This window comes from Deinococcus aquatilis DSM 23025, assembly GCF_000378445.1.
GTDB classification, from domain to species: Bacteria; Deinococcota; Deinococci; order Deinococcales; family Deinococcaceae; genus Deinococcus; species Deinococcus aquatilis.
The window spans coordinates 1-21,675 of sequence record NZ_KB899700.1 but is presented as its reverse complement, the minus strand read 5'-3'; the positions used below and the strand labels follow the sequence as shown (position 1 = coordinate 21,675).

The following is a 21,675-nucleotide window of genomic DNA, read 5'->3' as shown; positions in this document are numbered from 1 at the left end:
GAAGGTCTGCAAGTTCCGCACAGAGGCGGAAACCGACATGTGCGGCACTCTGTTTAATTCCAGATCGGTGCTGTCCTATCCCGGCAAAGCCCAGGGCCGCGTTGCCTGCCGGGTGCGGGCCAGCACGCGCCGTTCCCGCGCCAGGTAGCGGCTGGACGGCAACTGCACCCCAAAGGCGGCGACCACTTCACCTTCCCAGAACAGGGGCAAGCCCACGGCGCAGTGACCGGGAATCCACTCCTCTATCGAGTGGGCGTAGGCGTCGGCCCGCACGCGCTCCAGCTCTCCGGCCCATTCGTCGGGCGTGGTGATGGTGCTCGGCGTAAACCGCTCGAAGGTGGGTAGGGGTGCGCCGCTGTAGGCATACAGGATTTTCCCGGCGGCGGTGGCATTGGCGGGCAGCGTCACGTCGGTCTGCACGGCGGTGTGGTGCGCTTCCGGGTCGCCAAGGGCGCGGTGGATACACACCACCCGGTCTTCTTCGAGCACACACAAAAACCCCAGTCCCCGTGTGGCCTGTGCCAGATCGGCCAGGGCGCTGCGGGCACGCGAAAACCAGGGCAGCGCGTCGGTCAGCAGCGCCCCGAAATCGGCCAGTTGCCAGCTCAGGCGGTAGCGCCCGCCCGGAATGTGCCGCAGGAATCCGGCCCCCGCCAGCCCCGACAGATAAAACTGCGCGGTGGAACGCGGCCAGCCCAGATGCGCGGCCAGTGGGCGTGATCCCCATTCCGGCTTCTGCACCGTGAAGGCCCGCAATACGGTGGCGGCTTTGTCCAGCGAGGGCGACATGCAGCCATCCTACCGCGCAATATGGTTGGACACACACCTTGAGGGGAGGGGGTCTGAGGCCGAAGACTGGAGCCATGACCTCTGAACCTGTTTCTGTGCCTCAGGCCCCCGTGATCCGCGCCCCACGCGGCAGCACCCGCACCGCCAAAGGCTGGATTCAGGAAGCCGCCAAGCGCATGCTGATGAATAATCTCGATCCCGAAGTGGCCGAGCATCCCGAAGACCTGATCGTGTACGGTGGGCGCGGCAAGGCGGCGCGGGACTGGCCCAGCTTTCACAAGATCGTGGAAGTGCTGGACCGACTGGACAACGACCAGACCCTGCTGGTGCAGTCGGGCAAGCCGGTGGCGGTGCTGAATACGCACACCCTCGCGCCCCGCGTCCTGATCGCCAATTCCAACCTCGTGCCGCACTGGGCCAACTGGGAAACCTTCGACAAACTCGATCAGGCCGGACTCATGATGTACGGCCAGATGACCGCCGGATCGTGGATTTATATCGGCACGCAGGGCATCTTGCAGGGCACCTACGAAACGTTCGCGGGCGCGGCGGCCAAGCATTTCGGCGGCACACTGAAGGGAACGATTACGGTCACGGCAGGCTTGGGCGGCATGGGCGGAGCGCAGCCCCTCGCGGTCAAGCTGGCGGGCGGCGTGTGCATCTGCATCGACATAGACGAGAGCCGCATTCAGAAAAGGCTGGATACGCGATATCTGGATATGGTCGCGGGTAGTCTGGATGAAGCCCTGGCGCTGGCCGAGGCAGCCAAAGCCGAAGGCAAGGCCCTGAGCATCGGCTTACTCGGCAACGCTGCCGACGTGATACCCGAACTGGTGCGCCGCAACTTTACCCCCGACCTGATCACCGACCAGACCAGCGCCCACGACCCGATGTGGGGCTACCTGCCCAAAGCTGAGGCCGACGAGGACGTGAACGAACTGCGCCGCAGCCAGCCCGACGAGTATCTGCGCCGTGCCCGCGCCGCGATGGCCGAGCATGTCCGGGCCATCATCGAACTCCAGAAGCGGGGGGCGGTGGCCTTCGATTACGGCAACAACCTGCGCGAACAGGCCCGGATCGGCGGCGTAGACGACGCATTTTCCTACCCCGGTTTCGTACCTGCCTTTATCCGCGATTCCTTCTGCGAGGGGCGCGGGCCGTTTCGCTGGGTGGCCCTCAGTGGCGATCCCGCCGATATTTACGCCACCGACAGGGCGCTGCTGGAACTCTTTCCGAACGACGCCCGCCTGCAGGCGTGGCTGACCTATGCCGCCGACCAGATCGCCTTTCAGGGCCTGCCCGCCCGGATCTGCTGGCTGGGCTACCGGGAGCGTGATCTCGCCGCCAAACTGTTCAATGAAATGGTGGCCGATGGCCGTCTGAGCGCTCCCATCGTCATTGGCCGCGATCATCTGGACGCCGGAAGTGTTGCCAGTCCCTACCGCGAAACTGAAGCCATGCTGGACGGCTCTGACGCCGTATCCGACTGGCCGCTGCTGAACTTTGCCACCGGGGTCGCCTCGGGCGCAGGCTGGATGAGCTTTCATCACGGCGGCGGCGTGGGCATGGGCTACAGCCAGCATTCGGGCCTCGTGGCGGTGGCCGACGGTTCCGAGGAAGCCGCGTGGAGACTCTCACGCTGCCTCACCAACGATCCCGCGATGGGCGTCATTCGCCATGCCGACGCGGGCTACGAACTCGCGCAGAACGTGGCGCGGGAACGGGGACTGGATTTGCCGAGCCTCGGCATTCAAAACAGGTGAGGAGGAATCTCATGGCGACCCCGAACGTCGTATACCTGCTGACAGGTGTGTTGTCTCTGGCGGTTTCTGCTCAGGCACAAAACGACCCGCCACCTGCACCAGTGACCTACACCGTGACGCTTCGAAGTGGTCTGAAGGTCGCGGTGCCCGCTCCTGCTCCCATTGCCCATCCGGACGGCGGCTGGGTCACCTGGCAGTTTGAGCGCAAAGCCGCTTCTGCAGATGGGCGGTTTGTGGCCGTGATGTTTCTCAAAGATGCGGTCTTTGCCAAAGACAACGTCACCGTGGTGAGTCTCGTCAAGCCGGATGGGAAGATCGTGTCCCTGCCCAACAGCGATGTGAACATCCTGAACTGGACGCCGGATGGTCAGTACCTGCTGGGGGGCGGCGTGAATACCCTGCGCCTCTGGAACACCAACGGCAAGGTCAGAAGTCGTGTGCTGGACAGTATCGGTGCTCTGGATACCACACCTGGTTTTGCCTGCGTCTCGCCACTTTCCTTTGATGAGGCTGCCGTGACCGTTCAGCGTCTCCGTCTGCCTCAACTTCGGCCCGCAGGTACGTTTTCCCTGCCCAGAGCACCCACCCAAGAAGGATTTTGCCGATGACTGCACCGACCCACCTCCCCTACGGCGGCATCGCCACCTTCGCCCGCGCCCCCATCGTCCACCCGGATAGAGACTGGCAAGCCTTCGCCGCCGTGCTGGGTATTCCCTACGACATTGCCCTCGGCTTTCGCCCCGGTGCACGTTTTGCCCCGCGTGCCCTGCGGGAAGCCAGCCTGCGTTCGGTGCCGCCGTTTACGGGTCTGGATGGGCGAGTACGGCTTGACCCGGCCCAGTACCCAGACCCGCTGATCGTGGATGCGGGCGACGTGATCTTGCCCAGTCTGGAATCCGAACTGGCCCGCGAGCGCATCACGGCGGCGGCGCGGGCCGTCAAATCGCGCTGCCGTCTGCCCATCTTTCTGGGCGGAGACCACAGCGTCACCTATCCGCTTCTGCGGGCTTTTGCTGACGTTCCCGACCTGCATGTGATCCAGCTCGACGCCCATCTGGACTTCACCGATACCCGCAACGATACCCGGTACAGCAATTCCAGCCCCTTCCGGCGGGCCGTGGAAGACCTGCCCAACCTCGTGCATATCACCACGTTTGGCCTGCGCGGGCTGCGCTTTGACGGCGAGGCGGTGGCGGCGGCGCGGGCGCGGGGGCATACGCTGGTGCCGATGGAAGAGGTGGAGGCCCAGTTTCAGGACATTCTGGCTGGCCTGCCTGCTCAGCGTCCGGTGTACCTCAGCGTCGATGTAGACGCCTTTGATCCCGCCGTGTTGCCCGGAACGAGCAGCCCCGAACCCGACGGGTTTTCCTATGCGCTGGCCCTGCGCCTGATCCGCGAGGTGGTGCGCCGTCATTCGGTGGTGGCGCTGGACGTGGTGGAACTGGCCCCCAACCTCGATCTCACCGGACGCAGCGAACTGCTGGCTGCCCGCCTGATCATGGAAACGCTGGCCGAGGTGTTCGATGTCCGCTCGTGAAAGCCGGACTCTTTTCGTGGGGATTTCCCAACTGGTCACGCCGCAGGCTGGCCCCCAGCGCGGCGCGGCCATGCGCGACCTGACCCTGGTTCCGGGGGCGGCGATGGTGGTCGAAGACGGCGTGATCGTCTGGGTCGGCCCCGAGAGCGAAGCCCCGAAAAACGCCTTCAACTCTGATCAGGTGCGTGATCTTGGCGGTGTGGCGGTCACTCCTGCCCTCACCGACCCACACACCCACGCGGTCTGGGCCGGAGACCGACTCGGGGATTTTGAAGCCCGCGTGCAGGGTGTCCCCTACGAAACGATCCTGGCGCGGGGCGGTGGCATCCGCTCCACCATGCGGGCCACCGCTGCCGCCAGCCTGCCTGAACTGGTGACGCTGGCCCTGCCGCGTGTGCAGGCGCTTTTGCGTTCCGGCGCGACCACCATAGAAATCAAGAGCGGCTACGGTCTGGATTTTGACGCCGAACTGCGGATGCTGGAAGCGGTGCGTCTGCTGCAAACCCAGACATCAGCCACGCTGTTGCCCACGCTGCTGCTGCATGTTCCGCCCGCAGAGGGCCGCGCCGAATACGTGCAGGACGTGTGCCTTACCCTGATTCCTCGCGTGGCAGGAGAGAGGCTGGCAACGGCGGTGGACGTGTTCTGCGAGCGCGAGGCGTTCAGCGTGGAAGAAACCCGCCAGTTTTTCGCGGCGGCCCGTTCACATGGCCTGAACCTCAAACTGCATGCCGACCAGTTTCATGCCCTCGGCGGCACGGAGCTGGCCTGCGAACTCGGGGCGCTGAGCGTGGATCATCTGGAAGCCAGTGCAGAAGCGCAGATTGCCGCGCTGGGCCGCAGTGCTACCGTTGCCACCATTCTTCCGGGTGTGACCCTGCATCTGGATCTGCCTGCCGCGCCCGTCCGTCAACTCATCGAAGCAGGCGCGTGTGTGGCGCTGGGCACTGACCTGAACCCCGGCAGCTCGCCGCTGTACAGCGCACAATTGGCGTTGGCGCTGGGCGTGCGCCTCAACCGCCTGACCCCCGCCGAAGCCCTGACCGCCGCCACTGTGAACGCCGCCGCTGCACTTGGGCTGACCGACCGGGGCGCACTCGTTCCCGGCATGCGGGCCGACTTTCTGACTCTGCATTCCGCCGACTGGCGCGATCTTCCCTATACGTTGGGCACAACTCCCATTCAGTTGGTTGTTGTGGCCGGACAGGAGCTTTCTCTATGATCTTGGATTCTATTCTGACCCTCTCCGACTTTGAGCGGGTGGTGCGTGGACACGAAGAAGTAACGCTGGCCCCCGCCGCCCGCGAACGCATTCATCTGGCCCGCGCTGTTATCGAGCGCATCGTGGACGGCACCGAGGCGGTGTACGGCGTGAATACCGGCTTCGGTAAATTTGCCACCATCGGCATAGACCGGGGCCAGCTCGAACAGCTTCAGCACAATCTGATCGTGTCTCACGCCATCGGCATGGGTGCGCCGCTGCCCGCCGAGGTGGTGCGCGGCATGCTGCTGTTGCGGGCGCAGTCGCTGGCGCTGGGTCATTCGGGGGTGCGTGAAGAAGTCGTCGATCTGTTGCTGGCGCTGCTGAATGCCGGAGCGCATCCGGTCATTCCGGCTCAGGGATCGGTGGGCGCATCGGGCGACCTCGCACCGCTGGCGCATCTGGCCCTGGCGCTGATTGGTCGGGGCGAGATAGAACACGCCGGACAGGTGCGCCCCGCCGCCGACGTGCTGGCCGAGCTGAACCTCACCCCACTGACCTTGCAGGCCAAAGAGGGCCTCGCGCTGATCAACGGCACGCAACTGATGGGCAGTCTGCTGGCCCTCAGCGTGCTGGATGCTCAAACCTTGCTCCGCACTGCTAATCTGGCGGCCGCCATGACCATTGAGGGCATGCGCGGTAGCCATCAGCCTTTCCGCGATGACGTGGTGCGGTTGCGGCCCCATCCCGGTGCGTTGGAAGTGGCCGCTGAACTTCGCTCGCATCTGCGAGACAGTGCCATTGCTCCTTCTCATGCCGATTGTGGCCGGGTTCAGGATGCCTACAGCCTGCGGGCCGTGCCTCAAGTCCACGGAGCCACGTTGGATGTGCTGCATCATGCCGAGCGCGTGCTGGCCGTAGAATTCGCCTCTGTCACCGATAACCCGCTGGTGTTGCCCGCGACCAATGAGGTCATCAGTGGCGGCAACTTTCACGGGCAACCGCTGGCGCTGACTGCCGACGCGCTGACGGTGGCCGTGGCCGAACTCGCCAGCATTTCCGAGCGCCGCTGCGAGCAATTGCTCAATCCGGCCCTCTCTGGCCTGCCCGGATTCCTGACGCCGCAACCGGGCCTCAGCAGCGGCCTGATGATCGCGCAGTACACCGCCGCCGCCCTGGTCAGCGAAAACAAGGTGTTGAGTCATCCGGCCAGCGTGGATAGCATCCCCACCAGCGCCAATCAGGAAGATCACGTCAGTATGGGGGCGCACGCCTGCCGCAAGCTGCGCGACGTGCTGGACAATTCTTTTGCAGTGATCAGCATCGAGTTGCTGTGTGGGGCGCAGGCGCTGGAGATGCAGGCCATGAAGTTCAAGCCGCTGGCTCCCGGTGTGGGCGTCGGGGCAGCGTATACCCGTATTCGGCAGGAAGTCGCCACGCTGGATGCTGACCGCTACTTCAAACCTGAGTTGGATGCTTTGTTGAAGGCTGTGAAAAGCGGAGCGGTGATCCGTGCAGCAACCAGAACTGTAGCTGACTTGTCGGTCTGAATTACGTAATTCAGAGGATGGTGGCGGGCATCTTCTGGGATGCTCGCCCTCATTCTTCAATTTGACACTTATTGGGTTTGGCAACGTCCAACTCTTAGGCTGTTGTGTGGCCAGTTGCCTTAGGAGTAGCACCCAACCCTTGTTCTCCCTTCAAAAGGTTGCCCTCTAGGCCAGAATCAATGAGTTCATACGGATTTCCAGAAGGCGAAATCTTAAAATAGGAGCGCTCCGTAAATTGCTGTCTGAAAAGTATGTCCTAGACGCCTGAAATGCATCAGCCTCACAGGAAGGCCAGGAAGCCCCCTCAAACGATGATCGAGGGCAAAAGGACCTGGGAACAAAAGAGAATGGACAGGCGATAGCGGAGTATATTTTCAAACTAAGTTGGATTAGTACGAAAAACACCTTCCAAGAGTCCAACCGTTGCCAGATGCCAGATGTCTCCTGTAGTGGCAAGTGTAAAGCCAGCGGTATATGACACTACTTCCCTGAATTTCTTGTGTTGGTTGTTTCAGACCTTGCCCTCTATGTCGTCCTGAGTTTTTAGGGGGCGTTTTTGCCTGGACACATTGCTTCAATCGAGGCTATTAACGATATGTGCGACAGTTAGGAAGGATATTTTTATGTTGGAATAACAAGTCTACAAACCAAGACCAAGACTTCAAGTCATCTTCCAGACTCGACATACCACTGTAAGCGGATATCAGCTTCAATCTAAAAAAGTTTTCCCAACCCTAGAGGAGGTGAAACCGCCTAAAGGTCTGGGGGGTTCAGTCTTACATCCGGCTTATGCGAGCGCCTGAGCAGGCAGCAACATATGACCTCCACCATCAGCTACTGATCTGACCAAGCTCTCCACACTGTAGCTTAACGCTTACACTTGACATAATTATTCCTGCGTAATTTAGACTACAGCTATGCATCCTGCTGACGAGCATGCCCAGAAACTGACCCTTGCTCTGCGAAAGTATGATCTTGACCACCTGATTGCCCTGTTACCTGATCTTTCACCAAGCCAGCCTAAGCATGTACTGCGGGCACATCTCAAATTCGTGTTTGAACAGGCCCAGAAAGACAAGCTGGATCTACTTCATCCACCCGCTGATTTTCAGACGTGGTTACAGGAACCGCTCAGGCGCACGCGTCACGCCGATAAACAAGCGCAGCCCAACACGGTCCATGCCCGCGCTACGTTACTGACACGACTTTACCGCCTGCTCCAGGAAGCAGGATTGATCCAGCAACAGCCGTTGCAGGGGCTTCCGCGCCCCACAGTCGTACCGACCAAACGGCTGCCGCATCCCGACACAGTTCGCCGCCTTCATCTCCAGACCCAACCTGATGCTGCACTCCACGGAGCGCTGATGTTGATCCATCATCTAGCCTTCACTACAGGTGAACTGCTGGCTCTGGAGTGGGAACACATCGACTTTCCGCGCAACCAATTGTTGCGTCGCCGCACGGCCTCTCCCCTGCCCGATTCTGTACGGCAAGCTCTTGAACGCCTGTCAGAAACGCAGGGCGGCCCGCTCTACGCCAGTGGAAAGGTCTTACCTTACCCCACCGATCAGGCGTTCAGACAGGCGCTCTGGCAAGCCAGTAAAGATGCAAACACCGATCTGGTGCCGCCCGCCACTTTGCGTCTGGCTGGACTACATGCCAATGGGCAGCAATTGACTTCCATGCAGGCAGGGTTTATTGATGAGCGAGCTTTTGAGGATGCCCGCATCGTAGTAGCAGCCCTGAGTATGGAGAATGAGGGGGAAGCGGGGCAACAAAAATAAATTAGATTGAGAGAAAAGTGCTGTGCCACAGAGGTGTGTCATGTAATGCAGATGCCGCATTGTTATTACCAAATAATTTCAGCCGAGCAGTTCATTCGTACGCAAAGTTCAACCATTCCAACTTTGTCGAAGGACGATACAACCCGCAGTTCTGGCTGCTCAGAGACTTGATGTAGGGCAAGATATCGGGCTAAACCACTTACCCTACGAAACTTTTCATCAGCTTGGGTACCTCACGGTCCAATGCACGCAGGTACACGCTGGCTTTGGCCGCAAAAATCAGCACCGATTCACGGTAGGTATGAAAGCTGGTTTCTACCGTATAGCGACATCTGTCCGCGTGGATCATGGGGACGCGACAGGTCATCGTTGCTCAGGGCATTCAGCGCACCAAACAGTTCAGCATCCAGTTGGGCAAACCACGCCTGAATCTGGGCAGTGGTCTGAATCTCTTGAGGAGTCACCATATCAAATTTGAGCTTCAGAGTCCGAAACGGCTCGCTGTAAGCAGCCTGAATTTCTGCCTGTTCCAGCAAAAGACGGCGCACAGTCAGGGCCGCACCACCCGGCGAGAAGTCCAGGTCGGCATCTGTTATTTCACCAAATACACTGTCACGGAGGGTGTGGGTGAGGTCGATCAGGTGAGTACGCTGCTCGGTCAATCGGTTCATAATCTCTCCGCAGGCTGGTCAATACTGATTGTCTTCTAACGTAGCTTATTTTATCATTTTGCGCTTAACGTAATGCAATCTGCTCATCCAGTCCCGTACAGACGCCATAGAGCGAGAGGAATAGAGGAGACGTAGGGCACAGTCACCTTATGCGTCAGCTCTCCAAAAACAGCCTGAAGTAACCCCACTCCGTGCCAAAAAGAGGCGGAGTGGGGCGGTTCCCGCTCAGGAGGCCGGACTTAACTTTACCGACTCTGAAGCGCCTTAGTCACGTTAATCAAGCTGACCGAACCTGCCGGGTCGATGGAATAGTCGTCGTTCGGTTCACCCTCGTTGGCGACCAGCAGCAGTGAGCCGTCGGGCGTGAAGGTGAGCATATCGGGTAGTGCGCCGACAGTCACGGCAGGAGCACGTTCGGTGCCGTCGCTGTTCAGGAAAGCCACCTTACCGGGATTGGTTTTGACGGCGTCCTGTACGGCCACCGCCACCACACCGTTTTTGACCGTCACGCTGTTGGCACTGGCCCCGTACCTGCTCAGGTCGACTGTGCCCACCCGTGCAGGCCTGACCGGGTCGGCAATGCTGAGCATATCCAGCCCACCGGTTGCTCCATTCACCACGAACAGACGTTTGCTGGCAGGGTCGTAGGCGGGAATCTCGGCTGCTCCCTTGTCGTAGGAATAAGGCGTGACCTGATGGCGGCCCAGCAGGGTCAGGTTGCCCGAATCAGCCACGCTATACAGGGTCGTGGAGCCACTGACCTCGTTGGCAACGACCAGCATATTTTTGCCGCTAGGACTTTCAGCGGCGGGAATGAAGAGAAGCCCTTCTGGACCGAGGTCGCCTGCCAGACCGCTGTTGGGGGCAGCAGTGGGAGTCACGGTGTTGGCATAGGCCACAAACGCTGGGGCAGCGGGCGTGCTCACGTCCAGCACCATGACGCCGCCCGTGCGTTCCAGACCCACAAAAGCCAGGGTTTTCCCGGCCACCTGACCCACCGTCACGCCTTCGGGTTCCGGGCCTTTATTGTCGCTACGGGTGTCACGGGTACTGTTGGTGCCGCCCGAATTGAAGCTTGAGGGCGTCAGCTCCGCCGTTTTGCGCTCAAAGAGGTCGCCCGTATCGGCCACGCGGGTCAGGTCAGTTGTCCAGACACTCATGCTGCGGCCCCCGAAGGACACCAACCGGTCAGCGTCCCCGTCACCGTCCACATCGGCATCTACCCGACTCACCAACAGGCGGCCCAGCGCAGCGTCCTGCTGCAGGGCCGCAGCGTTGGGAAAGGTGGCCGCATCCAGCTTCAGGTCAGAGACCTTGATGGTGTCGGTAAACGCCGCGTAGTCGCGAGTATCGCCCTCGTTGGCCGTCAGAAGATAGGTCTGGCCGCCGCTGGAAAAGCTGGCGATGGCGTCGGGCATATAGGCACCCTGCACGGGCCAGTTCTGGATGTTGATGCCGCCGTCCCTGTCACTGGCGTCCAGCCCCATCCCCACCGCCGAGTGATCTTTAAGGCCCAGCGACTTCAGACCTGTCCAGGTGGCAGTAGTCAGGTCGAGCGTCGCCACTGCGTTACTTTCCTGCACCGTCACGTAGGCAGTTTTGCCGTCCGGCGCAACCGTGATGTATTCAGGCTCGGCGTCTCTGGACAGCAGGCCGCCAGGAGTCCCGCCGCGTAGCTTCAGCGTGGGCTGCTGGGCGTCGAAGCTTTCAAACCCCAGGGTCGTGACCAGCGCCAGATCGGGGGTCTGCGGCTGCACGCAGGCCGTCAACGAGACACTGAGCGTGAGTGTCGCCAAAGCCAGCCGGGCCGGAACAGGAAGTCTCATACGGCCCGGTTTATCAGGGGAGTTTCAGCGGGAGGTCAAGCCTTCATCCGGCACTACTCGATCGGCTGGATTTCCGACAGGGTGGTGGAGGCCGACTCGGTGCGCTGCTGACGCAGATTGCCCAAATCTTTTGTCTCAAGCGGCAGGTGCAAGCCCCATTCCCACGACAACGTACTTTTTTCGATACTCGCTTCACAAAGTGAATCTATGGATCAAGTCCGCTCTACTTCATTTCATATGCATCGTTGTCTACTCAGCCCACAGGGACAGCCTAAGTCCACCCCTAAACCTGGCTCCTCCCTAGAGATCATCCGGAAATGCGTACCAGGGCCCAGTGGGAGCGACTCCCGCGGCCGGATTATCCGCCCAAGTCCACCTGTTTCGAGCGTTTTCAAGAGTGGAATGAGCGCGCCGTATTTCCGAATGTTTTGGGGCAGCTCTACGAGTTGCTGGAGGAACAGGAATTGCTCGATCTCCGGGAAGCCTTCATTGACGGCACCTTCAGTGCCGCAAAAAAGGGGGCTCAGACGTCGGCCCGACCAAGAAGGGCAAGGGCACCAACATCATGCTGATGATGGACGCGAGCGGTCTGCCGCTCGCTGTCCACACGGTCTCAGGCAGCCCCGGTGAAGTGACGCTGGTTCACGACACTCTGGAGACGTCTTTCGGCTTGGACTTCCCACGCCGGTTGATTGGGGACAAGGCCTACGACAGCGACCCTTTGGATGCAGAACTGGCCACGCTGGGGATTGAAATGATTGCGCCGAATTGCAGAAACCGGAAACACAAAACGCAAGATGGACGACCGCTGCGCCGCGACAAGCGGCGCTGGAAAGTTGAGCGAACCATCGCTTGGTTGCCATCGTTCCGCCGTGTCCGAACCCGCGACGAGCGCAAAGCCCAGAACTTCTTGGGTTTTGTTCAGCTAGCCTGCATCCTCATCCTGCTGCGCCGAATTTCCGGATGATCTCTAGAAAGAGGTGACCGGAAACAAACAGATGAGTGCGCTTAGGGCTGCTGGGAGAATCTGTCTTTGTTCACTGGAGACTGCATGTGAGGCAACCTGCGCGCCGAAGGTCAGTGAAGAGCGTTCTGAGGCTCAAGCTCCTTGCTGTCCTCTGCCGGCTAAGCATCACTCTAACGGGAAGCGCTGAACGCCTGTTCTTACCGAAGTCAAATGTTCTCTCAGACTCATGAACACTAGGTGCGTTCTCGCGCCTCGGCTCTCTGCTTCATGACCCTACGGTAAGAGTTACGAGACGTTGAGACGTGCAGACTGGCTGCACGTGGCTCAAGTTCTCGGGGTGCGTCCTTTCACTCTACTGGATGCTCACGTTCTAGCACGGCTTGACCGTCTTCTCCTCTTCCTGCTCCTCGGTGTCATTCTTGCCCATTTGGCCCGTCGCCGTTTTGTGACGTTCCGTTCCCAAGAGAAGACCTCGCAGATACGTTTGAAACGTCGCTCGCTGTGTGGACGCGTAAACACCGCGTCGAACAGCTGTCAATACTGCTCCAACGGTTCAGGAATGAGTTGCTGGGTGTTTATTCCCTAGCTTGCACCCGTTCCGTGAGTCAACGGAGTACCAATAACTCATCTGGAGACCATCGTTTGTCCAGCAGAGCGCTGTACCGAAGTGATCATTGATTCCATGCCGCTTCCCATTCGTCGTCCTAAACGTGGGAAACGCTGTGCGTTTCCCGGTGCACGTTGGGGTCATGGCACTTAAGGAGATGTCTACGGCTACAAATTGCACGCTTAGGTTTCACCTGCCGGGCAGGTCATGCAGTACCTCATCCAACCGGCCAACTTGTATGACACCACCGTTGGGTACGAACTGAACCGCCGATGGCCTGACTTTGACAGCCCAAAGATCATTGGCGACAAGGGCTACGGCAGCTTAGGTTTTGTCTTTCCGCCCAAAACCAATACCAGATACGACACCGGGTGGCGGGAAGACCGCCACCCAAAATTGCGGAAACGAATTGAAACGGTGTTCTCTCAACTCGTTGAAGCTCAGATTCGCTCTGTCCAAACCAAAACCCTGCTCTCACTTCGCTTCCGAGTTGTCCTAGCCGTACTCGCCCACAATCTTACCCAGCCCTAAACGGGGTTCCTTAACGCTTCTGTAACGCCAGCCAGCGCACACTTGCCGCTATCTTCTCCAGACCAAGTAAAGGATGTGTCGTCGTGAAACAGCTACTTCTTTTGTCCCTTGTTTTGACAGCGAATTACGTCGTTGCACAGGGCACAACTAGCCAGGGTCGAGCATTTGATAGCATCCAATTAACAAACAGCACCGTCTCTTATAGTCTTTCCACTACTTCCTCATCTAGTCAGTATGCGAGACGTAATATCAACTATCAACTTACTCCTCCACCCCAAACATATGATGTTTTAAGTGATGAATCGGTTAGCTATAACGGGCCACTAATTATTAGGCAAGGAGGATCATATAGCGGGAATTGGGAGAGTCAAAATCCAAAAGTACCCGTAATTGACATTCGGACCAACGAACCGGTCATCATCGAAAACTCGAATCTACGTGGGCGTGGAAACTTGATTAGTGGCTTTGGAAGTCGAGTAACAATACGCAATGTTAACGGCTATGGGCTTAATCCCAACGTTGCTGGCCAAATAGTAGGCAAATTTGCCAATCTAGAAGAATTCAAGAACATTATTATCGAGAATAATTATATAGAGGGCACATCTGGTATCTATATCAGAGAGTACAGAGGCGACCCTAGAAAATACGAAGGTGTTCGCATTCTGAGAAATTATATTCTCAATACCGATGGACGTAGAAGCGATGGAGAGGGTGGATTTACCGATAAGCGAAAGATTACACAGACCATATTTTTTAATCATGTGCAGCGCATTCCTCAAGCTGAGATTGCTTGGAATCAGATCATAAACGAGCCTGGTAAAAGTTTAACAGAAGAGAATATTAACATGTACGTCAGTAGTGGTATACCTGAAAGTCCAATTCTTATCCATAACAATTATATTCAAGGGGCATACAACGCTCAACCTTGGCGGGATAAAGACTACTCGGGCGGGGGTATTTTACTCGGTGATGGAGTGACAAAGAATCCGAGTGAGGCTGGACATATACGTGTCTATAATAATCAAGTAGTGAATGCTTCAAACCATAGTCTAAGTATCACTGGCGGCATTGACAACCAAATATACAATAACAGAGTAGTTTTTAGTGGGCGTCTACCTGACGGGCGCATCATTGCCGATAACTTAACTGCGGGATCGATTATATGGGACTCAAATAACCAGATGAAATTTAAGCCTCCTACTTTCTACGGAAATATTTTGAGGGACAATTATTTTGCTGTAACGAATTTAAAGGGAGATGGTAGTTTGTACTTCAATCAGCCTTGGTGGACACCCAGCTGTAAAGATGAAGGAATGACTTGTAGCCATAACATTGATGGAGGGCAAGCGACAATGGACATGGAAAGGAAGGAATACGAGCTGTGGCTCAGCAAAGTGCTTGTGCATAAAGTTAAAATTGGTTCATCGACTTCAACTATGCCTACCACCTATACGCTGTTTCCTTACCGAGACTCTTCAGAATAAAACGACGATAGTGTGAATTTTCAGATGCAACCGCTTTAACCACCTCTATAGGGGAAACTAACATAAGGAAGTGTGAAAATGAGAAAAATGGGATTTGTTTTCGTGTTGATGGCAATGACTACCTCAGCAGCTCAAGGATTAGATTCACTCTATGCACCTGCTCCGCCAGCAAACAGTGCTTTTGTCCGCGTTCTCAACGCTACAGCAGTAACAGTCGATGCTACAATCTCAAATAAAGTAATCAGTGTGCCGAAATTTGGGGTAGGAGATTATCTAGTGATACCAAGAGGTAATATTCTTGTTTCATCGAAAAAGTCCAGCGCTACTTTTTCTATTAACGAAGGTAAGTTCTATTCAGCAATATGGAACGGGAGAGCCTTCAAAATGATAACCGACGTCAGCCATGACAATCGTGCGAAAGCCCTCTTGATTGTCTACAATATGAGCAGCTTTCCAGGCTTAGATTTAAAGACTGCCGATGGTCAATTGGCGATTGTTACAAAAATACCAGCAGGAGAGAGTGGCTCTCGAGCGGTGAATGGGATCACTGTAGATTTAGCTGCCTTCAATGGAAACAAAATGCTGACTAATTTTAAGGGCGTGTCGTTGGAACGCGGCAAAGCTTACAGCATTGTTATTACCGATGCAGGCTCAAGCTTGACGGTCAATACCACTGCTAAGTAGCGCTGTCTCGCTTAGATAGAGGTCATATATGGTCTTCAGCTCCAACGTTTTCCTGTTCTTGTTTCTACCACTGTTCCTGATCGTCTATTACCTGTTGCCTTTCAAGGGGCGGAGCGCGTGGATTCTGGTCGGCAGCTACGCCCTGTATTCGTGGTGGCGCGTCGATTTCCTGTGGCTGCTGGTGGCCATCACTGGCGCGGCTTACGTTTACGGCCTGGTACTGGATAAACAGCCGGACGGCCCCCGACGGCGCTGGACCCTGACCTCGGCCCTCGTCCTCAACCTCGCTGCCCTGGGCTATTTCAAATACGCCAACTTCGGCATCGACAGCTTCAATGCCCTGACGACCAGCCTTGGCCTACAGGCCTTCAGTTGGACACCCATCCTGTTGCCCATCGGCCTGAGCTTTTTTATCTTCCATGCCATCAGCTACATCGTGGATGTCTACCGCCGCGAAGAACCCCCCACCCACAAGCTGCTGGATTTCGCCGCCTTCATCGCCCTGTTTCCGCACCTGATCGCAGGCCCGGTCCTGAAATACAACCTGCTGGCCGACCAGTTCCGTACCCGCACCCATACGCTGGAAAAGTTCAGCTACGGCGCCACCCGCTTCATGACCGGCTTCGCCAAAAAGGTCTTGATTGCCGATACCATCGCTCCACTCGTCACCGCCAGCTTTAACCAGCCCAGCCCGACGATGGGTGATGCGTGGTTGGGAGCCTTGGCCTATACCTTGCAACTGTATTTCGACTTCAGTGGATACAGCGATATGGCGATTGGCTTGGCGGCCATGATGGGCTTCAAGTTCCCCGAGAACTTCAACCATCCGTACATCAGCCGCTCGATTACCGAATTCTGGCGCAGATGGCATATGAGCCTGAGCAGTTGGCTGCGCGAGTACCTCTACATCAGCTTGGGGGGCAACCGGCATGGTCGCGCCCGGACGTACCTGAACCTGTGGCTGACGATGGTGCTGGGCGGGTTGTGGCATGGGGCCAACTGGACATTCGTGCTGTGGGGCGTGTGGCACGGCAGCATCCTCGCCATCGAGCGCCGGATGAAAGAGGCCAATCTATGGAAACCCAGCCCAGCGTGGTTGACCATTCCGGGCACGCTCTTGCTGGTGATGGTGGGCTGGGTGATGTTCCGGGCAGACAACGTGCCGGACGCCTTCCGGATGTACCGGGGCATGCTGGGTCTGAACGGCGTGGGACTGAGCGATACGTTGGCCTGGCAGGTCAAACCGAGCGTGCTGGTCACGATGCTGCTGGGCGGTGTGTTGGTGTACGCCGCGCCTGTGTGGGGCCACCGGGTTGGGGATGTGGGCAGCAAGCTCTTGCGTCCCCGTCTGGCGGTGGCTGCGACGGTGGTGCTGTTGCCGCTGTTCGTGGTCGCCATCTTGAAATTATCGGCGCAAAGCTATACCCCCTTCCTCTACTTCCAGTTCTGAGGTTTGCATGACTGAATTTGCCCAGGACACGATCAAACCGAACATCAACAACCCCGCCGCGCCCCGCCTGTTGCATTGGTTGCCCGCCGCCTTCCTGTTAAGTGTGGTGGGTCTTGGAGCCGTCGGAACCCTGACCAGTCCGGGCTTTCGGGAGCGGGTCACAGGAAAAGACCTGATCACCGGCACCTGGCAACTGACTTGGGAAAAGGGTCTGGATGCCAAGGTGCCCTGGCGAGATCCCAGCGTGAGTCTGTGGGGCAGCCTGAACTATCGCCTGTTCGGGGAAGCCCGTGACGGCGCACTGGTCGGCGAAGACGGTTGGCTGTTCACCAGTGAGGAGTACCAGAGTGGGCCAAACGACGCCGCAGAGATGGCTGCCAAAGTGAAGTACGTTCAGCAGGTTCGAGCCGAGCTTGCCAAAGACGGAGCGAAGTTGGTGGTTGCGTTGATTCCGGCCAAAACCCGCCTGTATCCCGAATTCTTGTCTGCCCACGTGCCTAGCCAGAAGGCCAATGTTTACGCTTCTTTCCAAGCAGCACTGACTCAAGCGGGCATTGCCGTACCCGACCTGCTCGCCAGTTTTCAGGCCGAGAAGCAGAAAGACGCCGGAGACCTGTTCTTCCGTACAGATACGCACTGGACGCCATATGGGGCGATGGTGGCAGCCCAAACATTGGCTCCGGCTATCAGAGACTTGGTTCCCGATTTGCCGCCTGCCCAATATGCAGTGGAGGCCAAAGCAGCTACCGCACGCAGCGGCGATCTCCTCCGTTATGTGCTTGGCCCAGTGCCGGACGAGGTTCAGGAATTGGAGTACACCCGCACCGACGAGGGCGAAGGCGGGCTGTTGGGTGACGAAATTTTGGCTGTCACGTTGGTGGGAACCAGCTACAGTGCCGAAAGCAAGGACAACGTGTGGCATTTTGCCGAGGCGCTCTCACGAGCCTTGGGTACCCAAGTGCTCAACGCCGCGCAAGAAGGCAAAGGCCCCCTCGTACCCATGCGTGAATACCTGACTGGTGAAGACCGTAAAAACAATCCACCACAGGTCGTGATCTGGGAATTTCCAGAACGGTTCCTCTCTCGTTCTTACGCCTCTTCACATTAAGTGCGATCTTTCCTTTTTAGGAGCGTCTATGCCTATAAGAAGACCTTATATACTTTTGGCCTTACCATTTTTGGCTATCCCGGCGGTAGTCCAGCACGCATCAGCTGCTCCTGATGAAACCCCAAAACTATGTGAATCGGTAAGTAACTTTGAGGACAGTAACTATATAACCAGTTTGGGCGACCGCCTATTGGTTAAATCTGGATTTGAATACTATTGGGGAATATCAGAACAAGATCGAGCATATATGAAAGAAATGCAAATCCTTATAAACAAATATAATTTGAAAATTATTGCTCTCCCAATTCCGTACCAAGCTGAAATCTATGTTAACGACAGGAACAACCCTGTTACAGCTCTATACAGTCCAGATAGGGCCGCAAAAAACTATAAACTTCAACTGGATAATTTAAATTTACATGGCTTCTATGCAATTGATATAGCTTCCCTAGCGAAATCATCTATAGGAAAGTACGACTTTTTTGCTAAACGCGACCATCACTGGACTGGATTGGCCATGGAATCTGTAGCCAACAGTATCGAGAAGCTTGTAGATGAAAGAGGTTTTGAGATTCAGAGAAATGCCCAAACTGATTTGAAGAGATCTATCACTGACTATACAGGTTCAATTGCAGAAAATCTTAACAAAAGATGTGGGTTTAAATTTTCATCTCCAGAGCAGAGGACGTTTTACACCCTGTCAATAACTACCCAAGAGTCGCTCCTTGGAGACACCAATACGGATGTGGTTATGGTCGGAGACAGCTATAGCATCCCCTTTTTTGGCTTTGACAAAATAGTCAGCGATAAGCTAAAGACGCCTATTATCAATCTCAGTGTCAACGGAGGTGGTTGCTGTAGCTCAATCAACGGATATTTTGCCAGCCTAAAACCAAATGATCCAAAGCCTAAGCTGGTCATCTGGACGGCCTTAATGGTACTAACTAACGCTAATCAAATAAGGGAGATGAAACCAAGCATTTATCAGGCTTATGAGCGTACGGCTCCTATTCGGGACTTTCTAGATTCAGAATCAAATGGTTCAGCATGGACATTTGAATCAACGCTGGACGCGAAAAAAAGATATTATATTAAGATAAAAGCCGAAGGGAAAAAGATTGAAAAATTAAAATTGGATATTAACTACGGCAAAGAATCAGAGAGCATTACACTTTATAGGAAAGTAGATCAGCAGAGCCAAAGCTACACGACAGAATTCTATTACGAATTAAAACCGAATGTGTCATATATAGATTCATTGCTTTTTGATAAGTTATCCGGGACTAATTATAATGTAGGCTTGTATAGCTATACTAAATGAGGGTCAAATCCATCTTTTAGGATCTTTGATAAATATTCCGCACTCAATATATCAGTTTTCTATAACATAATGAGTCAGTTATTATTGATATCGGTTCAAATACAAGTTACTACCCTCTTTATTGATCTTGGCTGAAGTTTACGACGGAAGGTAGCTGTAAAGCAGCTGTTTTGGCAACCGGATCTACCGGACGCGCTGCCAACCAATTCGGAGGCGGGCCTTCAGCTCCTTCAACGTTCGCGCACAGAAGTTGCCTAAAACATTGCGCTTCACGTAGGCCCACACCCGCTCGATAGGATTGAGCGCTGGTTTATAGGGCGGGAGAGAGGACAAGGACAGACGCGTTTCACCCGCAACGAAGGCCGTCACGGCCTTCGTTTTATGAATGCTGGCGTGGTCCAACACCACGAGGAAATCGCCTGAAACGTGCGTTAAGAGATGTTGAAAGAAGCGAATCACTTGGGGGCCTGTGAAGGCCCCCTGCTGCGTGTGCTGCAGAAACTGACCTGCACTGGTGATCGCACTCAGGGTGGATACCTTATCTCAACGTTGAGGGCGACAGCACCAAGGCAGCAGGGGACTGCTGTTCGTGCCGAGTCATCACCTTTTCCTGACATTGAAAGGCGCAACAGGCGATGCATTTTCGGCAGAAAATGGTCATCACCCGCCTGAGTTTCGGCGTATGCTGCCCTCATGGCTCAGTTCATGACCGAGCGGCGCTCCACGCGTCGCGGGCGGGCAGCCTGAACGGCCCCTTGACCGGGGTCTGACCCGCCCACATTCACCCGCGACGCGCGGGGTGAATCCATCCGGAACCGCCCTTCACGTGAGCATGTCCGTCATCATCGCCAGCGCATCATTCGCCGCAGACTGCGGTACGCCTACGTGGGGGAGCGGTCCCTCAATCCGATCTGGGGCTGGGTGTACGCCGCCCGCGGACAGGCCAGCAAGAACAACACCGTGTGTTCGTGTGGGCTGTGCCGCGCCGAGAAATATCGGGATCGGCCTCGGCACAAGCACGGGGAAGAATCAAGAGGAGGGACAGGCACGCACCCTGTCCCTCCCTTGTTGACCGGTGTTGTTTCGACCAGACTAAATTCTCTCTAGTACAGTGTCAACCGATCATTTTAGGGTACAGGCGGCAAAGTTTGATCCGGGCGTCTGGGGTCGTGAATTGCCAGCGGATGGGGATGGCCGCCGTTGTGCGGCGGCCGATCCAGTGAGCCACAGTGCTCTCCAAAGCGGCCTGATCGCCGACCCGTTCCTGAAGCGCCTGGCGAGCGAGCGCCGAGAACTCCAGTTCCTGCATGTTCAGCCAGGAGCCGTGCCGAGGCGTGAAATGGAAGTCAAACCGCGCGGCGAGCCGCCGCGCTTCGGGGGCGGGAAAGGCGTGATACAGCGCCGCCTTGGAATGCGTGGAGAGATTGTCCTGCACCAGGACAATCTGCACGGCATCGGGGTAGGCCTCTGACACGCGCTTCAGAGCGTGGGCGTCGTCGATGCTCGTGCGCCGCGCGGTCACCCAGGCGTCGCGGCGGCCCGTCAGCGGCTCGACCCATCCAAAGACGTTGGCCGTACCACAACGTTCGTACTCGCTGTCCTGGCGCTGGAGCCGTCCAGGCGCAGCCTGGACAGGTTGCAGCACGTCCCGGATCAACTGGCAGGGCTTCTCGTCGAAACAGATCACCGGGAAGCGAGCGTTCACTGGACGCTCGTAGACGTCCAGCACGTCCTCCATGGCGCAGACGAAGGCCGCGTTCTGTTCGGGTGGAATGCACCACTGCTGTTTCAGATGCGGCCTGAGTGAATTTTTTTCAGCGTTTTCCGCACCGTCTCGCGGGAGATGCTGTCCACGAGCTGTAATCTGACCAACTCATCGCTCAGCATCTGCAGCGTCCAACTGGACTCGCCGTTCGGTGTCTCACTGCAGGCCAAGGTGATCAGCTGGGCTTCGACCCGCCCGTCCACTTTCTGCGGGATGCCCTTATCTTTGCGTGGCGCCCGCTGCAGCACGGCCTGCAGGCCGTGCTGCACGTACCGTTTGCGCGTGACCTCCACGGTATGCACGGTGATCCCCAACGCCTTGGCGATGTCGGCATCATTGCGGGATTCGCCCTGTTGGTCAGCCATCAGTAACAGCCGCGCCCGCGTAATAGCCTGTGCGCTCCGTGTTCCACTGCGCGTGAACGCCCGCAGTTCCGTCCGTTCAGCCTCTGCCAGCCTGACCAGATGCTTCTTCATGCCTCAACGTACCCGAAGTCATAGGTTATTCGGTTGACGCTGTACTAGTGGGTCACTTGCCACGGGTGTAGGCGTTCACTGGACGGCCTGCAGGGTGTTCGCTCCAGAACCTCCCAGAGGGTATCTCCGTGCATAGGCTCGCTGACGGCGAGCCTTTCTTT

General features: G+C 56.9%; 17 protein-coding genes and 2 pseudogenes. 13 read left to right on the top strand and 6 right to left on the bottom strand.

Going from position 1 to position 21,675, the window contains the following annotated elements; translation table 11 throughout:
• Nucleotides 1–75: 75 nt before the first annotated feature.
• Nucleotides 76–789 carry an IclR family transcriptional regulator gene (locus F561_RS0104870; RefSeq protein ID WP_019008828.1) on the bottom strand — a complete coding sequence of 238 codons (714 nt, stop codon included), beginning with the start codon at nt 787–789 and terminating at the stop codon, nt 76–78.
• A 74-nt stretch (nt 790–863) separates the two neighbouring features.
• On the opposite strand from F561_RS0104870, the gene hutU reads away from it, so the two are divergent.
• From hutU to F561_RS0104840, 6 genes are all read left to right on the top strand, one after another.
• Nucleotides 864–2,552, top strand: coding sequence for a urocanate hydratase (hutU, locus tag F561_RS0104865; RefSeq protein WP_019008827.1), 1,689 nt, complete (start codon nt 864–866; stop codon nt 2,550–2,552).
• Between the two features lie 11 nt (nt 2,553–2,563).
• Nucleotides 2,564–3,160: a hypothetical protein gene (locus F561_RS0104860; protein ID WP_019008826.1), complete on the top strand. Its 597-nt coding sequence runs from the start codon at nt 2,564–2,566 to the stop codon at nt 3,158–3,160.
• The gene (locus F561_RS0104855; RefSeq protein ID WP_019008825.1) at nt 3,157–4,089 is read left to right on the top strand and encodes an arginase family protein; all 933 of its coding nucleotides are present in this window, start codon (nt 3,157–3,159) and stop codon (nt 4,087–4,089) included. Before F561_RS0104860 ends, F561_RS0104855 begins: the two co-directional genes overlap by 4 nt.
• Nucleotides 4,076–5,311: an imidazolonepropionase gene (gene hutI / locus F561_RS0104850; RefSeq protein ID WP_019008824.1), complete on the top strand. Its 1,236-nt coding sequence runs from the start codon at nt 4,076–4,078 to the stop codon at nt 5,309–5,311. The genes F561_RS0104855 and hutI overlap by 14 nt, the downstream gene beginning before the upstream one ends.
• Nucleotides 5,308–6,840, top strand: a complete 1,533-nt coding sequence (gene hutH / locus F561_RS0104845) for a histidine ammonia-lyase (protein ID WP_019008823.1) — start codon at nt 5,308–5,310, stop codon at nt 6,838–6,840. The genes hutI and hutH overlap by 4 nt, the downstream gene beginning before the upstream one ends.
• A gap of 917 nt (nt 6,841–7,757) precedes the next feature.
• On the top strand, nt 7,758–8,624 hold the full coding sequence (locus tag F561_RS0104840) for a site-specific integrase (protein WP_019008822.1): 867 nt from the start codon (nt 7,758–7,760) through the stop codon (nt 8,622–8,624).
• Between the two features lie 290 nt (nt 8,625–8,914).
• Here F561_RS0104840 and F561_RS28660 read toward each other — a convergent pair whose 3' ends face one another.
• Together F561_RS28660 and F561_RS0104825 are read right to left on the bottom strand one after the other, a co-directional pair.
• Nucleotides 8,915–9,295, bottom strand: coding sequence for a hypothetical protein (locus tag F561_RS28660; RefSeq protein WP_157451573.1), 381 nt, complete (start codon nt 9,293–9,295; stop codon nt 8,915–8,917).
• 245 nt (nt 9,296–9,540) lie between these two features.
• On the bottom strand, nt 9,541–11,121 hold the full coding sequence (locus F561_RS0104825) for a choice-of-anchor I family protein (protein ID WP_019008819.1): 1,581 nt from the start codon (nt 11,119–11,121) through the stop codon (nt 9,541–9,543).
• Between the two features lie 317 nt (nt 11,122–11,438).
• Between F561_RS0104825 and F561_RS27740 the strand changes: the two are divergent.
• The 7 genes and pseudogenes from F561_RS27740 to F561_RS0104790 form a co-directional block, all read left to right on the top strand.
• Nucleotides 11,439–12,088, top strand: a pseudogene (locus F561_RS27740) (IS5 family transposase); the annotation flags it as partial.
• A 619-nt stretch (nt 12,089–12,707) separates the two neighbouring features.
• A pseudogene (locus tag F561_RS24795) lies at nt 12,708–13,226 on the top strand (transposase); the annotation flags it as partial.
• An 83-nt stretch (nt 13,227–13,309) separates the two neighbouring features.
• The gene (locus F561_RS28655; RefSeq protein ID WP_157451572.1) at nt 13,310–14,710 is read left to right on the top strand and encodes a hypothetical protein; all 1,401 of its coding nucleotides are present in this window, start codon (nt 13,310–13,312) and stop codon (nt 14,708–14,710) included.
• 78 nt (nt 14,711–14,788) lie between these two features.
• Nucleotides 14,789–15,394, top strand: a complete 606-nt coding sequence (locus F561_RS27735) for an alginate O-acetyltransferase AlgF (protein WP_083922318.1) — start codon at nt 14,789–14,791, stop codon at nt 15,392–15,394.
• Between the two features lie 28 nt (nt 15,395–15,422).
• On the top strand, nt 15,423–16,844 hold the full coding sequence (locus F561_RS0104800) for an MBOAT family O-acyltransferase (RefSeq protein ID WP_019008814.1): 1,422 nt from the start codon (nt 15,423–15,425) through the stop codon (nt 16,842–16,844).
• Nucleotides 16,845–16,851: 7 nt separating this feature from the next.
• Complete coding sequence (locus F561_RS0104795) at nt 16,852–17,952, top strand: alginate O-acetyltransferase AlgX-related protein (protein WP_019008813.1); 1,101 nt, start codon at nt 16,852–16,854, stop codon at nt 17,950–17,952.
• Nucleotides 17,953–17,980: 28 nt separating this feature from the next.
• Nucleotides 17,981–19,273 (top strand): alginate O-acetyltransferase AlgX-related protein, encoded by a 1,293-nt coding sequence (locus tag F561_RS0104790; protein WP_083922317.1) that lies wholly within the window; start codon nt 17,981–17,983, stop codon nt 19,271–19,273.
• A gap of 183 nt (nt 19,274–19,456) precedes the next feature.
• Here the strand turns inward: F561_RS0104790 and F561_RS29630 are convergent, their stop codons facing one another.
• The 3 genes from F561_RS29630 to F561_RS0104775 form a co-directional block, all read right to left on the bottom strand.
• Nucleotides 19,457–19,801 (bottom strand): transposase, encoded by a 345-nt coding sequence (locus F561_RS29630; RefSeq protein ID WP_211214793.1) that lies wholly within the window; start codon nt 19,799–19,801, stop codon nt 19,457–19,459.
• Between the two features lie 586 nt (nt 19,802–20,387).
• The gene (locus F561_RS0104780) at nt 20,388–21,047 is read right to left on the bottom strand and encodes an IS630 family transposase (RefSeq protein ID WP_245556434.1); all 660 of its coding nucleotides are present in this window, start codon (nt 21,045–21,047) and stop codon (nt 20,388–20,390) included.
• A gap of 14 nt (nt 21,048–21,061) precedes the next feature.
• Entirely contained in the window at nt 21,062–21,514 is a 453-nt protein-coding gene (locus tag F561_RS0104775) for a helix-turn-helix domain-containing protein (RefSeq protein WP_019008809.1), read from the bottom strand.
• Nucleotides 21,515–21,675 lie beyond the last annotated feature (161 nt).

Excerpts from the sequence above, each read along its gene's own strand:
- F561_RS0104870 (WP_019008828.1), bottom strand. The coding sequence starts at position 789 with ATGTCGCCCTCGCTGGACAAAGCCGCCACCGTATTGCGGGCCTTCACG.
- hutU (WP_019008827.1), top strand. The coding sequence starts at position 864 with ATGACCTCTGAACCTGTTTCTGTGCCTCAGGCCCCCGTGATCCGCGCC.
- F561_RS0104860 (WP_019008826.1), top strand. The coding sequence starts at position 2,564 with ATGGCGACCCCGAACGTCGTATACCTGCTGACAGGTGTGTTGTCTCTG.
- F561_RS0104855 (WP_019008825.1), top strand. The coding sequence starts at position 3,157 with ATGACTGCACCGACCCACCTCCCCTACGGCGGCATCGCCACCTTCGCC.
- hutI (WP_019008824.1), top strand. The coding sequence starts at position 4,076 with ATGTCCGCTCGTGAAAGCCGGACTCTTTTCGTGGGGATTTCCCAACTG.
- hutH (WP_019008823.1), top strand. The coding sequence starts at position 5,308 with ATGATCTTGGATTCTATTCTGACCCTCTCCGACTTTGAGCGGGTGGTG.
- F561_RS0104840 (WP_019008822.1), top strand. The coding sequence starts at position 7,758 with ATGCATCCTGCTGACGAGCATGCCCAGAAACTGACCCTTGCTCTGCGA.
- F561_RS28660 (WP_157451573.1), bottom strand. The coding sequence starts at position 9,295 with ATGAACCGATTGACCGAGCAGCGTACTCACCTGATCGACCTCACCCAC.
- F561_RS0104825 (WP_019008819.1), bottom strand. The coding sequence starts at position 11,121 with ATGAGACTTCCTGTTCCGGCCCGGCTGGCTTTGGCGACACTCACGCTC.
- F561_RS27735 (WP_083922318.1), top strand. The coding sequence starts at position 14,789 with ATGAGAAAAATGGGATTTGTTTTCGTGTTGATGGCAATGACTACCTCA.
- F561_RS0104800 (WP_019008814.1), top strand. The coding sequence starts at position 15,423 with ATGGTCTTCAGCTCCAACGTTTTCCTGTTCTTGTTTCTACCACTGTTC.
- F561_RS0104795 (WP_019008813.1), top strand. The coding sequence starts at position 16,852 with ATGACTGAATTTGCCCAGGACACGATCAAACCGAACATCAACAACCCC.
- F561_RS0104790 (WP_083922317.1), top strand. The coding sequence starts at position 17,981 with ATGCCTATAAGAAGACCTTATATACTTTTGGCCTTACCATTTTTGGCT.
- F561_RS0104775 (WP_019008809.1), bottom strand. The coding sequence starts at position 21,514 with ATGAAGAAGCATCTGGTCAGGCTGGCAGAGGCTGAACGGACGGAACTG.